This window comes from Streptomyces cirratus (assembly GCF_014650775.1).
GTDB lineage: Bacteria > Actinomycetota > Actinomycetes > Streptomycetales > Streptomycetaceae > Streptomyces > Streptomyces cirratus.
In genome coordinates this window covers 215,651-230,405 of record NZ_BMVP01000003.1, presented here as the reverse complement: position 1 = coordinate 230,405, position 14,755 = coordinate 215,651, and the positions used below count along the sequence as shown (strand labels likewise).

Here is a 14,755-nt window from a genome sequence, read left to right as displayed (position 1 = left end):
AGGACTGATGACCACGACAACCGCAAGACGCGCCCGTCCCGGCCGCCCGTCGACCGGGACGAGGTGATGGCGGGCAGCGACTACCGGCCCGTCTACCACCCCGCCGGCCACGACAACGAGCTGCGCGTGGCCGTCCAGGACCTGCGCACCGGTCGCTGGGTGTCGATGGCGCGCATGCTCGAACGCACCGAGGGCTGGGGGCTGTGGACCCAGCGCACCCAGGTCCTCGCCGCGGTCGCCGCCGGATCCGACGTGGTCCAGGCGTGGCGCGCCGAGGAACCCCACAGTGCCCCCGCCGCCGTGATGCACACCCGCGTCACCGTCGAACGCGCCGTCCGCGCCCACCGCTCCGGACACCCGCGCACCCGCGAGCTGTGGCAGGAAGCCTGGACGGCCTGCCGCGACACCGCCGCCATCAGACCGGCCGACCCCGTGCCCTGGGTCTGCCTGCTCGCGCTCGCACCCCTCGACGAAGACCGCCGGATGGACGAACACCGGCTCGCACCGCCCGGCCCGATGCTGCCCGCCGGCCCCTGGGGCATCCTGGCCGAGGCCGACGAGCGGGACCCGCACAACCGCGAGGCTTACCACCGGATGCTCCAGTTCGTGTACGCGGGCACGCCCGGACCGCTCACCGAGGCCGCCAACTTCGCGCACTGGGCGGCCGGTTCCGCCCCGCCCGGGTCCGCCGCCCACGTCCTGCCGCTCTACGTACGCGTCGAGCGCTACCGTCGCGAACGCGGCCAGGAGAAGGCGCTGGACCTGCACTGGGTCGCCGAGGAGGCCATTCGCGACGCCGGCCACGCCTTGGACCGCTGGTTCCTCTCCGCCGACCCGCGCCGCGTCTCCCCGCTGGACCTGAACCACCTCGCCCACGCCCTGTGGGGAGCCCACCGGTTCGAGGAGGCGGCCCGCGTCTTCGACGCGATCGGCCCGTACTGGACCCCCTTGCCATGGGCCTACCGGACCCGCGCCCCGGCCGACCAGGCACTGGCCGAGGAGGTGTTCCTGCAGGCCAGGTCCCGCAGCCTGGCAGGCCGGGACTGAGCGGCCACCCGCCCGCTCACCCTCCCGCCCCGCACCGACCCGCTCACCGTCCCCGTGCTCGACCACCCACCCGGAGGTACCACCATGTCCCGAACCGCATGGGCGGCCCGTCAGGGCCGCAACGCCCCACGCCCCCAGGACGAGGAGGAACGGCTCAGAGAACTCGGCTACAAGCCCGTACTCGCCCGCCGGATGGGCGGCTTCGGCAACTTCGCCATCAGCTTCTCCGTCATATCCGTCCTCTCCGGCTGCATGACCCTGTACGGCTTCGGACTCGGCACCGGCGGCCCGTCCGTGATGCTGTGGGGCTGGGTGGGCGTCGGCCTCTTCGTGCTCTGCGTGGGCCTCGCCCTCGCCGAGGTGACCAGCGCCTACCCCACCTCCGGCGCGCTCTACTACATGGCCGACCGGCTCGGCGGACGCCGCTGGGGCTGGTACACGGGCTGGCTGAACCTCCTCGGCCTCCTCGGCGCCATCGCCGGAATCGACTACGGCGCCGCCCTGTTCACCGGCGCCTTCCTCAACCTCCAATTCGGCTTCGTACCCACCGCCGGATCGACGTTCCTGATCTTCCTGGGCATCCTGCTGCTGCACGCCGCGCTCAACCTCTTCGGCGTCCGCCTCGTCAGCGTGCTCAACTCCGTCAGCGTCTGGTGGCACCTGGGCGGTGTCGCCCTGATCGTCGGCGCCCTCGCCATCGTCCCCGACCACCACCAGTCGCCCTCGTTCGTCTTCACCCACTTCGTCAACGACACCGGCTGGGCCAACCCGTTCTACGTCGCCGCCGTCGGCCTGCTGCTCGCCCAGTACACCTTCTCCGGGTACGACGCCTCCGCCCACCTCTCGGAGGAGACCTCGAACGCCTCCGTCACCGCCGCCAAGGGCATCGTCCGGTCCATCTGGGTCTCCTGGATCGCCGGCTTCGCCCTGCTCGCGGGGCTCACCTTCGCCATCCAGGACTACGCCGGCGTCCAGGACAGCGCCACCGGCGTCCCGCCCGCCCAGATCTTCCTCGACGCCCTCGGCTCCGGCGGCGCCACCGCCCTGCTCCTCGTCGTCATCGTCGCGCAGCTCTTCTGCGGCAACGCCGAGGTGGCCGCCGCGAGCCGGATGGTCTTCGCGTTCAGCCGGGACAACGCCCTCCCCGGCTCCGCCCTGTGGCGCACGGTCAGCGGCCGCACCCAGACGCCGGTCCCGGCGGTGTGGCTGTCCGTCGTCGTCGCGGGCGTGCTCGCGCTGCCGTCGCTGTACTCCGCCACCGCGTACGGGGCCGTGACCGCCATCAACGTCATCGGCATCACGCCCGCCTACGCCATCCCGATTTACCTGCGGCTGCGCGCCGGCGACCGGTTCGTACCCGGCCCGTGGAGCCTGGGCCGCTGGAGCAAGCCGGTCGGCTGGATCGCCGTGGTCTGGGTGGCGGTCGTCACCGTCCTGTTCTGCCTGCCGCAGAAGTCCCCGGTCACCGTCGACTCGATGAACTACGCGGTGATCGCCCTGGTGGTCGTACTGGTCCTCGCGAGCGTGTGGTGGGTCGTCGCCCGGCGCTCCTACGGGACCCCGTCGGCCTACGGGACCGTCAGCGAGCAGGCGGAGATCGCGGAGGGCATCGTCTGAGCCCCTCCCGGCGCCCGCCCTCCCGGGCGGGCGCCGGCGGCCCGGGACTGCTGACACGTGCCGTTGCGACGTGGACAATCGAGGCAACCGACGTCGGGGGGGCGATGATGGGCCGGGCACTGCGCTGGGCAATAGCGGTACTTCTGGCAGGTCTGGCGCTCTGGTACGCCTCGTACTACACCACGATCGTGGTGTGGGAGCTACGGAAGATCTTCGCCTGGCTGGCCGCCCCGCTGCTGGCCGGCGCCACCGCCGGTGCGCTGTGGCTGGGGGCGAGGCCGCTCCGCAGGAAACGGCGCGGCGCGGGCCACGGGGGGAACGCGGCGGTGGCCCTCGCCTGGCTGGGCGGCCTCCTCGGGCTGGGCCTCGCCGTCTGGTGGCTGGCGTACGGTGCCTACCTCCAGGACCGCGCGTACATGCAGGACGTGCGGATCGTCTCCGAGCCGGTCCCCGAACTGTCGCCCCGCGCGCCCTATCTCGTCGGAAAGGCGCAGGCGGGACCGCACCTGGGCGATGTGACCGGCGAGATCTCCGACGTCACCTACCTGCCGGACGCGGACCGGTTCGCGACCCTGGTCGAGCGGCGCGGCTGGCTGGCCGGATACGAGGTCGGCCTGGTGCAGGAGATCCCGCTCGGCGGCAACAGCCGCAACCAGGAACGCTGCTCATTCGACGTGGAGCGGGCCGACGCACGGATCGACGGCTGGTTCGGCCACAACCTCGGGCGGATGATCTCGGCCCAGAAGCGCTGGGTGCGCTTCGAGGCGTCGGACGCGTACGTGACCTGCTCCGGTGACACCCCGATCGTGGTCGTCCCCCTCAAACGCCAGACCGGCGTCCTCGTGGTCACCGAGCGCCCGGCCGGAGCGGCGCTCTACGACGGACGGACCGGAAAGGTCACCATCACCGATGACACGGCCTCGGTGCCCGGCCCCTCCTACCCGCTGAGCCTCGCGTCCCGGCAGCGGGAGGGGACCGCCGCGGTCGGCAGCTTCACCGACTGGTGGTTCGAGCGCAGCGGCTGGGACGCCTCCGAGGACGGCGCCAACGAGGGCAACGAATCGGAGTTCACCCTGCGGTACCGCGGTGCCAGCGGGAACAGCGCGTACGTCACCCCCCTCACACCGCAGGGTGAGGCCAGCTCGGTCGTGGCCGTATCGACGGTCCCCACCCGCCACCAGGGCGGTGGTCTCGCCCCGATGACCGTCCACCGGCTCACGCCGACGTGGTCGTCTCCGAAGGCACTCGTCGAGCTGGTCAAGGCCGAGTACCGGGACGTCTGCTGCTACAACGAGGACAGGGTGTTCGAGGTGGTCCCCACCGGCGGCAGCACCTGGACCGCCACGATCGGCAGCGAACAGAACGTCCGTTACCGGGTCGAGGGCCGGGGCCAGGTGGCCGGCCGAGAGGCGACCTGCCTCAAAACCGCCGACGGGGCGCTCATCCGGTGCGGGTTCGCGGCACCCGGTTCAGCGGAGGAAGCCGAACTCAAACGCCGCGAGCAGGAGAAACAGAAACCGAAGGACGAGGGCGCCACCGCACCCGGCGCGGTCGACCTCAACGCGTACACCCCGGAGCAACTGGCCGAACTACAGAAGCGGCTGTCCGACGAGGTCGTCCGCCGCCTCAAGAACGGCGGTACCTGACGCCGGGCGACGGCCGCCGTGACCAGGCCTCTACGCTTGTGCCGCCAGACGGGTACATGACGAGCGGGTTGTGGAACGGAGTGTGCGGTGCCGACGGGGGAGACGAACGATGAGCTGGTCGGCAGGATGCTCGGGGGGCGCTACCGGGTGACCTCGATGATCGGCCGCGGCGGAATGGGAGTGGTCGCCCGGGCCGAGGACACCCTGCTCAGCCGTGAGGTCGCCGTCAAGGTCCTACGCGCCTACACCGACGCCGGCGCACCCGAACTCGCCGATCTGCGCGCCCGGATGCAACGGGAGGCGCAAGCCGCCGCCCGGATCCGGCACAACGGCGTGGTCACCGTGCACGACGTGACCGAGGAGCGGGGCCTGCCCGTCATCGTGATGGAGCTCGTCGACGGACCCTCCCTCGACGACGTCCTCACCGAACGCGGCACGCTGGACCCGTACGAGGCGGCGGCGATCGGCGCCAAGCTGGCCGACGCCCTCGATGCCGCGCACCGCGCGGGGGTCCTGCACCGGGACGTGAAGCCCGGGAACGTGCTGCTGGAGCGCGGGGGCCGGGTCGTGCTGACCGACTTCGGGATCGCCACCATGGACGGCCCGGGCGACGAGGCCCTCGCCAAGCTGACCCGCAGCGGCGAACTCGTCGGCTCCCTGGACTACTTGCCGCCCGAGCGGGCCCAGGGGCAGGAGCCCGGGCCGGCCTGCGACATCTGGTCGCTCGGCATGACGCTGTACGCGGCGGTGGAAGGCACTTCACCGTTCCGCCGCACCTCCGTGTACTCCACCCTGTCGGCGATCGTCACCGACCCGCTCCCCGAGCCCCGGCGGGCGGGACCGCTCGGCCCGGTGCTCCGGGCGCTCATGGCGAAGGACCCCGCCCACCGGCCCACGGCCGACCGGGCCCGCGCGATGCTGGCGGAGCCGGCGGCGGGCGGGGCCCCGCCGCCGTCGCCTGCGGCGGCCGTCGCGTTGCCGCCGCGGCCGTCGCCGACTCGGCCGTCCGTCGTGGGACCGGCCCCGGCCCCTGCCGCCTTCGGGCCGGCTCCGATGGCCGGCGCCGGTTCCGTACCGCTCCACCAGCCCTACGCGCACCCCGCCCACCTGCCCCATCCGCCCTCCGTGCCCCCGTGGCAGGCGCCCCCGGCAGGAAGTCCCGGCCGGGGGCGGCGCCGTACCGCCATCGCCGTGTCCGCGGCCCTCGCCGTGTTCGGCGCGGCCGGCGTCACGTACGCCCTCTCCGGCGGGCACGGCGGTGACAAGGGAGGCGGCGGCCGGGTGCCGGCGGCACTGCCCGCGGTCACCGCCCCGGCAAGCGCCGGCGGCCCGGCCGCGACGGCTCCCAGCGCCTCCCGCAAGCCCTCGCCGTCGGGCGCGGCCCGCACCCGCGGAGCGACCCCGAGCCCGCCGCCCGCGACCGCCGCCCAGCCCAGCCCCGTAGCCACGGGCTGTGGCGGCTGGAGCCACAAGGACCCGAAGCCGGGCAGCTACGCCTACATGACCGGCGACTACCACCTGGAGGCCGGGCCCTACCAGAACTGCCCCGCCGTCACGGCGGCCAAGTCCGGCACGAAGCTCTGGTTGCACTGCTACGTCGTCAACGCCCGTGGGAACAAGTGGACCTACGTCCGCGTCGACGGCACGAACACCGCCGGCTGGATGTCCAACGACAACCTCACCCGCCAGAAGGGCCCCTCGACCCCCTGCTGACCGCTTGCGACCCGGACCGGTAGCCGGCCGTACGGCCCTTCACTCGCCGGTGATGCGGCCGCTGATCCATTCCAGCGCGGGCGGGATCTCCCGGCGCCAGGTGGCGAAGTTGTGACCGCCGTGGTCGAGGGTGATCGACGAGACGCGGGCAGGACTCTTGACCTTGGCGATGAACTTCTGCGTGGGCCCGTGGTTCTCCTCGCCCTGCATCGAGGTCGTGACGAGGAAGGACGTCTTGCCCTGCGGCAGGTGGTCCAGGCTCCACAGCAGGTCCGAACGGCGCTCCTCGGCGCTGTTGCCGTGGAAGAGGTCACCGGAGTCGCCGTCCACCTCCGGCTTGTAGTCCGCCGACAGGCCCACGCCGGCCGCGTAGCTCTCCGGGTGCTGCAGCGCGAGCTTCAACGCGCAGTAGCCTCCCGTGGAATCACCCATGACGGCCCAGCCGCGCGCGCCGGTGTGCTGGGCGGCGGTGCGGTAGGTGGCGGACACCGCCTTCGGGAGGTCGGCGGCGAAGAAGGTCTCGCTCTGCGGGCCGCCCGCGACGTCGATGCACTGTGTGTTGCGCGCGGACTCCGTGGTGGGCCGCATCATCACCAGGATCATCGGCCGAGTCTTCTTCTCCTTGACCAGGGCCCACGCCTTCTTCGGGTAGTCCAGACCCTTGATCAGGTTCTCCGCCATGCCGGGGAAGCCGGTGAAGACGACGGCCGTGGGGAACCTCCTGTGCTCGTTCCCCTTCTGGAAGTACTCGGGCGGCAGGTACACGTACGCCGGGACGTCGGCCTTCGAACGCGCGCCGTGCACCGTCACCTTCTCGATCACCCCGGCCACCTGGGGCGGCCCGCCGCCGGGGGTGCCGGTCTCCTGCCTGCCGAGGACGCGTACGGGGGCGTCGTCGGCGGCTCGCCCGAGCGCGGGCGCCGGCTGGGAGTGGCCCGCCAGTTCGGCCCACGACCCGTAGAGCAGGAAGGTGCGGTTCGCGGCGAGCCCGACGGTGGCGAGGAGCAGGACCTGTATGAGGCACAGCAGACCCACCCGCCCGGCGACGTGTCTCCAGCCCTGCCGCGCGAGCCGCGGCCACCACCTGACCACTGCGGCGATGGTGAGGGCGAGGATCAGTACGGCGATGAGCAAGGGGGCGGTACTCGTCAGACTCACGGGTCGGGAAGGCCTCTGCGTCGTGTCGGGCCGGACCGCCGCGGGCGGTCCGGACGCACCCGTCGCGGTGCGCGTCAGGGAAGACGGGCTTACGCGGTGATCCGTTCCCGCCGCGTTAGCATGCCTGCCATGCCGGACCAACCGCCGCAGATCGAGCCGTTCACCCCCTCGACCGCACCCGGGGCGCTCCAGGACCTCCGTACGCGGCTGCGCGCCACGCGCTGGCCGGACGCACCCGAGGACGCCGGATGGTCGCTCGGCGCCGACCCCACCTACCTCCGCGAGCTCGTCGCCTACTGGGCGGACGGCTACGACTGGCCGGCGCAGGAGGCGGCGCTCGCCCGGCTGCCCCACTTCCGTGTCACGCTAGGCGGCCACGGGATCCACTTCGTCCACGTCCGCGCCGCCGCCCCGACGGGGCCCGTCCTGCCCCTGGTCCTCGGCCACGGGTGGCCCGACTCGTTCTGGCGCTACACGAAGGTCATCCCGCTCCTCACCGATCCCGGCGCGCACGGCGCCGACCCCGCCGACGCGTTCGACGTGGTCGTACCCGACATGCCCGGCTACGGGTACTCCGACCGCCCCACCGGTCCGCCGCCCGACTCCATCGCCGTCGCCGCCCTGTGGGCAGAACTCATGGGCGTACTCGGCTACGCGCGGTTCGGCGCGGCGGGCGGCGACATCGGCAGCCACGTCAGCCGCTACCTCGCCCTCGACCATCCCGACCGGGTCGTCGCCGTCCACCGTACGGACGCGGGCGTGCCCGTCTTCACCGGAGATCCGGCGGACCTGGCGCCCGAGGAACGCACCTGGCTCGAAGACGCCGCGGCCTGGGGCGGCAGCGAAGGAGCCTACGCGGCCATGCACCGTACGAAACCCCAGACCGCCGCCGTCGGGCTCACCGACTCGCCGGCCGGGCTCGCCGCATGGATCGTGGAGAAGCTGCGGGCCTGGAGCGACTGCGACGGCGACATCGAGCGCGCCTTCACGAAGGACGAGATCCTCACGAACGTCACCCTCTACTGGCTCACGGGAACGATCGGCTCGTCGATGCGCATGTACCGCGCGAACGCCTCGATCCCTCCCGCGCAGCACGCCCGCCGGGTCGAAGTGCCGTCCGGCTTCTCGCTCTTCGCCGGTGACATCGTCCGCCCGCCGCGCGCGTGGCTGGAGCGCACGGCGAACGTCGTGCGCGTCACCGAACCCGCGCGCGGCGGGCATTTCGCACCGTTCGAGCAGCCCGAGCTGTACGCGCAGGAACTGCGCGCGTTCTTCCGCCCCTACCGTTCGGCGGCGGCCGGCTGACCCGGCCGCACACCGGCCATGGGGATCGCCGGGGCGGGCAACGCCACCGGAGCGAGGGCGCCTTACGGGCGGAGACCGGCGATCAGCGCGGCGGTCACGGTGCGGTCGACGGGGCCCGCGTTCCAGTCGGCGTTCATCGCACTGACGGCGATCCTGTCGGCGCTGACCGCCTCCACGTCACCGCGGCGGCCTCACGGACGCAGGAGCGCTTCGAGCCCCGCGCACACCAGCCGCACGCTGCGGAGGTACTTCTCGTCCTCCCCGAAGGCCGAGGCGGCGGCCACGGTCATCGGGAAGCGCTCGCACAGCGCCGCGCCCTCCTCGGCGCCGACGGCCACGGCGGGCGATTGGCTCTGCTCCTGCAGGACGAACCCGGTGACATGGCTGAGCAGGGCGTCCGCTCCCACACCTCCGTCGGCGGCGGGTACGCCCGCTTCGGCCAGGGTCTCCAGCAGCCGCTCCATCAGGGCCAGCGCCCCGTCGCTCAGTACCTTCGGGCTGTCGGCGAACATGACCGCCCCGCCGGGGTGGCGCCGGATGGTGCCGCGCAGTGCGACGAGCTGGGCTTCGACGCGCTCCTGCCAGCCCGCCCCGGGACCCAGTCCCGCCAGGGCGGCTGTCCCGGCCTCGTAGGCCTGCCGGGCGACCCGGTCCGCCATCAGCCGGACCAGGGCGCTCTTGTTGGGCACGTGGTAGTAGAGGCTCCCGGCGTGGACGTCGAGCCTCTGGGCCACCCTCCGCATGGACAGGCCCTGGTACCCCGACTCGGCGAACACCGCCATGCCAGCATCGATGATCCGCTCCGCTGTCAGCTTCATGGAGGCAGCCTACCCCGCGTTTTCAAACACTGTTTGAATTCGGCTGTCCCTGGGCTACTGTCGTCCTCGCAAGCAAGCGACGGGGACCGAAGGGGGGTGGTGACGATGGACGCGCTGGTGTTCAACGTGACCACGGCGGCACTGATGGTTTTGATGTTCAAGGGTGCACTGGCCCTGCTCGGCGAGGACACCCTGCGAAGGCGTCCCACGCCCTGGGCGGCGATAGGCCTCACCGCCCTCGTCATCGCCGCTCTGGTGATGCAGCTGTGCTGGCCGGGCGCGATGGACACCTTCGACAGCGACCCGTCCAAAGCCGGTTGGTGGCGCCCCGTCACCTCCGCGTTCATGCAGAACGGCGGCCTGTTCGGGGACGCGTGGAACATCGCCACCCTCGCCGTCATCGCCGCCCTCGCCGACTGGTTCTGGGGCGGCCCCCTCATGCTGGGTCTCTTCGCCGCCGGAATCCTCCTGCCCGGCTACATCGACACCCTGTTCGGCGAGAGCGCCCACAGCACCGACCCGCGCAACTTCGCGGGGAGCTCCGGCGCCACCTACTTCCTGGCCGCGACCCTCGCCGCCCCCCTCCTGCTGCGCGCCCTGCGCGCCGGCCGGAGCCGGGCGGGCACCCAGGAGGCGCTGCTCGCCCTCGGCGTGCCCGTCTTCGGCCTCGCCCTGTGGTTCGCCCAGTCCAACGGCCACGGCCTGGTCGCCGTGTACGGCTCCCTCCTCGGCGCCCTGGTCTGCCTCCTGCCCCGCCGCCCGGCCGCCCTCCGCCCCACCGCCCGCCCGGCCGCCCGTCTCAGCGGGCCGTCGGAGAATGGTCCGGCGGAACGGTCTCCGCAGGGCTGAGGGGCCCGGGCGGCGTGCCGTTCCCGAAGGGGCGGCCGCCCAAGGCCGCCCGTTCGTGCGGTTCGAGCCAACCCGACAGCTCGGGGCCGACGGGGACGATCCGGGTCGGGTTGATGTCGCCGTGCACGAGGTAGTAGTGCCTCTTGATGTGGTCGAAGTCGACCGTGTCGCCGAAGCCGGGCGTCTGGAACAGGTCCCGGGCGTAGGCCCAGAGCACCGGCATCTCCGACAGCTTCTGCCGGTTGCACTTGAAGTGGCCGTGGTAGACGGCGTCGAAGCGGACGAGCGTCGTGAACAGCCGCACGTCCGCTTCGGTGATCGTCTCGCCGACGAGGTAGCGGGAACGCTCCAGCCGCTCGCAGAGCCAGTCGAGCCTGGCGAACAGACGCCCGTACGCCTCGGTGTACGCCTCTTGCGTCCCGGCGAAGCCGGCCCGGTAGACGCCGTTGTTCACGTCCTCGTAGACCACCTCGTTCACCGCGTCGATCTCCGGTCGCAGCGCGGCCGGGTAGAGCGCCGGAGCCCCGTCACGGTGGTACGCCGTCCACTCCAGCGACATGTCGACGGTGATCCGGGGGAAGTCGTTGGTCACCACCTGGCCGGTCGGCACGTCCACGATCGCGGGTACGGTGATGCCCCGGTCGTAGCCGGGGTCGCGGGCGAAGTAGGCCTCCTGGAGCCGCTCGATCCCCAGCACCGGGTCGCGGCCCCCCGGATCGAGGTCGAAGGTCCAGCTGCGCTCGTCGTGCGTCGGTCCGGCGACGGCCATGGGCAGGGCCTCCTCCAGCCCGAGGAGGCGCCGTACGATCACCGCGCGGCTGGCCCAGGGGCACGCGCGGCTCACCACGAGACGGTAGCGGCCGGACTCCACCGGAAACCCGTCGCGCCCGTCAGCGGTGATCCGGGTGGTGAGGTACCGGCTGTCGCGTGAGTACTCCTTGCCCGCGTGTACGTAGCTCATCTCGGAGCCCTACCCGGGAACCGCGCCGGTGAACGCCGCGAACCAAACGAATCGGGCCATCGGGTGACCAGGCCGGACAAAGCGGCTCCTCCTGCCGCGGAGGTTCCGCGGCAGGAGGAGCCGAGGGGCACCCGTCAGGTGCGGTACGCGTAGTAGACCGCGTTCGGGTACGACGCGATGATGCTCGCGAGGGACTTCCGGTAGGTGTTGGTGGAGTGGTAGGTGAGGTACGGCATTCCCGCGCTGCTGCGGTACGTCACCATCATGGAGTGGTCCTTGGACCCGTCCTTGTTGAAGTCCACCTGCACGATGTCACCGACGTCCGTCTGGTAGACGTTTGCCAGGTTGGCGGCCCGCTGGTTGGACAGCGTGAACCACGCCCACTCGTTCGCCCCGACCCACGAGTCGGACTGGCGGGTGCCGTCGTACCACCAGTTGCGGTAGTCCGACGTGGAGCCGGGAACGGCCTTCCAGCCACCCGCCTTCAACGCCTGGCTGATGAAGTTGGTGCAGTCGCCCCCGGCGCCGGTGAACTTGCGGTACGCGGGGTTGTAGTTGCTCCAGTACTTCTCCGCGTAACTCGCCATGGCCGCGTAGTCGTAAGTACCGCCGGTCTTCACCTTCGGCTTGGCCGGTGCCGGGTACTTGGTGGACGCGGGCGTGCCGTCGGGGTACTGGTTGCCGTCGTCCTTGACGACGTTCGCCTTGGCCGCGACCGGCTCGTTGATCGCTACGGGGCCGTTCTCCTGGGACTTGATGGAGGTCAGCTCCCAGGCACCACCCTTCTTGCTGGTGAGGGTGAGCTCGTAGCGCGTCCGGAAGTCGGTGGTCGCCGGCTCGTCCCCGCGCACCTTCTTGTAGGTGAGCGTGGTCTGCTCGGTGACCTCGACGGTCGCCTTGCCGCCGGTGACCGTGGCGCGGTCGACGGCCACCCGGGTGTCGGCGCCCGTGTAGGCCTCGCCGAGCTCCGCGAGCCGCGTCTTGCGGGACCGCAGCGACGAGATCGCCGTTTCCTCGTCCTTCTTCAACTGGGCCGACAACCGCGTCTTCGCGGACTTGTGCCCCGAATTGTGGTGACCTGGCTGTTCATCGACCAGGGCCTGGGTGCGCTGCGAGAGCACGTCGTCGGCCACGGCGGCGAAGGTGTCGGCGGTGGCGCGATCGGCCGCCTCGGGACCGGTGCCCGCGTTGGCGGAGTAGGCGAGCATGCTGCCGGACGCCAGGGCCACGGTCAGGGCCGCGATGGCGGCGGGCCTGAACCTCTTAGGTATCACTGTGTTTCCCCTTGTCACCCGGTACGCACGAACCGGGGGAGGGCATCTTCGCACAACTGGGCGACCTGTTCGTCGTGTTCCGCTTCGTCGCCGCTCGCCAGTCCCGCTCGCCCTGGTCACCGGGCTGCCGGACTCCGCTTGCCGGTCCCACAGCAAGTGCATCTAGGGTGTCCGGGAGGGCACGGCACAGGGGGCATTTCGAGTGGACAGGCAGGATTCGGCTGCAAGCGAGCGATCGCGGAACGGGCGGGCGGCTCCGCAGGACACGCGCGGCGCCGCGTCGGGCCGCCGGGGCACGCCCGGCTCGCGGCGCCGCCCGAAGGCGGGGGCCGGGCGGCTCGATGCCCTCGCCCGGGCAGCGGCCGGCCGGCTCGCCGCCCTGGCACCGGCCGCCGCCGTGGCACGTACGCAACTGCGTCGCCTGCGGCCCGACTACCCGAGGCCGGGCCGCAGCGGCTGGCACCGCTGGATACCCTCCTGGCGCCAGTGGCTGGGTGCCTGCCTGTACCTGTTCACCGGCTTGACGGGCTTCGTCGCCCTCGCCTACGCCACCACCCCGATACCCGACGACCTCAACTCCTTCGCCCGACAGCAGGACAACGTCTTCTACTGGGCCGACGGCTCCACGATGGCCCGCACCGGCTGGGTCAGCCGCCAGGAGATGCCGCTGGACAAGGTGCCGCCCAAGGTCCAGGGAGCCGTCCTCGCGGCCGAGAACGCCAGCTTCTACTCGGATCCGGGAGTCTCCCCGTCCGGCGTCCTGCGTGCCCTGCGCGCCGCCGTGACGGGAGGCGAGACCCAGGGCGGGTCCACCATCACGCAGCAGTACGTGAAGAACGCCTATCTCAACCAGGACCGCACGCTGTCCCGGAAGTTCACCGAGATCCTGCTCGCCGTGAAGCTGGACAACCAGACGGACAAGAAGCAGATACTCCAGGACTACCTCAACACCAGCTGGTTCGGGCGCGGCACCTACGGCATCCAGCGCGCCTCCCAGGCCTACTACGGCAAGGACGTCTCGCAGCTCAACCCCAGTGAGGGCGCCTTCCTGGCCTCGCTCCTCAAGGGCGCGGGCCTGTACGACCCCGCGCTCGGCAAGGAGAACCACGCGCGGGCCGTCGAACGCTGGTCCTGGATCCTGGACCGCATGGTCGACACCGGCCAGCTCTCGCGCACCGAGCGGGCCACCTACACGAAGTTCCCCGAACCCACGGGCGCCTCCCTCCCCGGCACCCCCGGCGCGCAGACCGGCTACCTGGTCGATCTCGCGAAGGCGTACGCGGTCAAGAACGGCCACATCCCGGACGCCGAATTCGACCTCGGCGGCTACCAGATCTACACGACCTTCGACAAGGCCCGTATGACGGCGCTGACCGCCGCGGTCCAGGACGCACAGAAGGACTTCGACGCCGAAAAGCGCCCCAACACGGACAAGGACGCCAAGATCGGCGCGGCGAGCGTCGCCCCCGACGGCCGGCTGCTCGCCGTGTACGGCGGCCCCGACTACCTCAAGCAGGGATTCAACGAGTCGAACGCGACGACGATCCCGGCCGGCACGGCGTTCACCCCGTTCGTCTACGCCGCCGCACTGGAGGAAGGGGTGCTGCGCACGCGCGGCAAGCCCCGTACGCCCGTTTCCCCTGCCACCACGTACGACGGCAACGACCAGGTGACCGTGCAGACGCCCGAAGGGCCGTACTGGGACCGCAGCGGCAAAGTGGTCAAGGGCCGCAACGACGGCGGGCGCAACTGGGGCCAGGTGACCTTGCGCCAGGCCGTAGCCGACTCCGTGAACACCCCGATGTTGCAGCTCGGCCTCGATGTCGGGCTCGACCGGGTGGACTCGCTCGCCGAGCGCTCGGGCCTGCTCGGATCGAGCCTCGGACCGCGGATCCCCACGTTCGCGCTCGGCGAGAACTCCACCCCCAGCGCGATCCGCATGGCCGGCGCCTACGAGACCTTCGCCGCCGGCGGCATGCACACCGACCCCTACTCGGTGAGGTCGGTCACCCGCAACGGCGCCGCGCTGCCGCTGGAGGGGCCGAAGCCGACCCGGGCCGTGAAGGCCGAGACGGCCCGCGCGGTGACGGACGCGCTGCGGTCCGCGGTCATCGAGGGCTCGGCGAAGGCGGCGGCCAAGGCGTACCCCGGCACGGCGGGCAAGACCGGAACGACCGCCGCGAACACGGCGGGCTGGTTCGTGGGCAGCACCGAGCACGAATCCACGGCCGTGGTGGTCTACCGGATGGCGCTGACCGACCTGGTGCCGCTGCCGCTGACGGGGCTGGGCGGCGACACCCCGAACACGCCCGGCAGTGACCGGGCGCTGCACCTCTGGGCCGACTACATCAAGGCGGTGAAGTAGGC

11 protein-coding genes are annotated in these 14,755 nt (G+C 71.8%); 7 read left to right on the top strand and 4 right to left on the bottom strand.

The features are described from left to right. The first annotated feature begins 66 nt into the window (after positions 1 to 66). The 4 genes from IE207_RS10640 (at position 67) to IE207_RS10625 (ending at position 6,023) form a co-directional block, all read left to right on the top strand. A complete protein-coding gene (locus IE207_RS10640) occupies positions 67 to 1,047 on the top strand; it encodes a hypothetical protein (RefSeq protein ID WP_190183829.1) in 981 nt (326 codons plus the stop codon). An 84-nt stretch (positions 1,048 to 1,131) separates the two neighbouring features. Then, positions 1,132 to 2,664 carry an amino acid permease gene (locus tag IE207_RS10635; protein ID WP_190183828.1) on the top strand — a complete coding sequence of 511 codons (1,533 nt, stop codon included), beginning with the start codon at positions 1,132 to 1,134 and terminating at the stop codon, positions 2,662 to 2,664. Positions 2,665 to 2,768: 104 nt separating this feature from the next. Next, positions 2,769 to 4,310 (top strand): hypothetical protein, encoded by a 1,542-nt coding sequence (locus IE207_RS10630; RefSeq protein WP_229873628.1) that lies wholly within the window; start codon positions 2,769 to 2,771, stop codon positions 4,308 to 4,310. A gap of 126 nt (positions 4,311 to 4,436) precedes the next feature. Further along, positions 4,437 to 6,023 (top strand): serine/threonine-protein kinase, encoded by a 1,587-nt coding sequence (locus tag IE207_RS10625; RefSeq protein WP_190184209.1) that lies wholly within the window; start codon positions 4,437 to 4,439, stop codon positions 6,021 to 6,023. 39 nt (positions 6,024 to 6,062) lie between these two features. Here IE207_RS10625 and IE207_RS10620 read toward each other — a convergent pair whose 3' ends face one another. After that, positions 6,063 to 7,181 (bottom strand): alpha/beta hydrolase, encoded by a 1,119-nt coding sequence (locus tag IE207_RS10620; RefSeq protein ID WP_190183827.1) that lies wholly within the window; start codon positions 7,179 to 7,181, stop codon positions 6,063 to 6,065. A 129-nt stretch (positions 7,182 to 7,310) separates the two neighbouring features. On the opposite strand from IE207_RS10620, the gene IE207_RS10615 reads away from it, so the two are divergent. Beyond that, entirely contained in the window at positions 7,311 to 8,486 is a 1,176-nt protein-coding gene (locus tag IE207_RS10615) for an epoxide hydrolase family protein (protein ID WP_190183826.1), read from the top strand. Between the two features lie 191 nt (positions 8,487 to 8,677). Here IE207_RS10615 and IE207_RS10610 read toward each other — a convergent pair whose 3' ends face one another. After that, positions 8,678 to 9,304 (bottom strand): TetR/AcrR family transcriptional regulator, encoded by a 627-nt coding sequence (locus IE207_RS10610; protein WP_190183825.1) that lies wholly within the window; start codon positions 9,302 to 9,304, stop codon positions 8,678 to 8,680. A 105-nt stretch (positions 9,305 to 9,409) separates the two neighbouring features. On the opposite strand from IE207_RS10610, the gene IE207_RS10605 reads away from it, so the two are divergent. Further along, positions 9,410 to 10,153, top strand: coding sequence for a hypothetical protein (locus IE207_RS10605; RefSeq protein WP_229873670.1), 744 nt, complete (start codon positions 9,410 to 9,412; stop codon positions 10,151 to 10,153). Here the strand turns inward: IE207_RS10605 and IE207_RS10600 are convergent. Continuing rightward, the gene (locus tag IE207_RS10600) at positions 10,104 to 11,114 is read right to left on the bottom strand and encodes a glutathione S-transferase family protein (protein ID WP_190183823.1); all 1,011 of its coding nucleotides are present in this window, start codon (positions 11,112 to 11,114) and stop codon (positions 10,104 to 10,106) included. The genes IE207_RS10605 and IE207_RS10600 overlap by 50 nt on opposite strands. 134 nt (positions 11,115 to 11,248) lie before the next feature. Next, entirely contained in the window at positions 11,249 to 12,388 is a 1,140-nt protein-coding gene (locus IE207_RS10595; protein ID WP_190183822.1) for an amidase domain-containing protein, read from the bottom strand. 397 nt (positions 12,389 to 12,785) lie between these two features. On the opposite strand from IE207_RS10595, the gene IE207_RS10590 reads away from it, so the two are divergent. Further along, the gene (locus IE207_RS10590; protein ID WP_308433577.1) at positions 12,786 to 14,753 is read left to right on the top strand and encodes a transglycosylase domain-containing protein; all 1,968 of its coding nucleotides are present in this window, start codon (positions 12,786 to 12,788) and stop codon (positions 14,751 to 14,753) included. Positions 14,754 to 14,755: the final 2 nt, after the last annotated feature.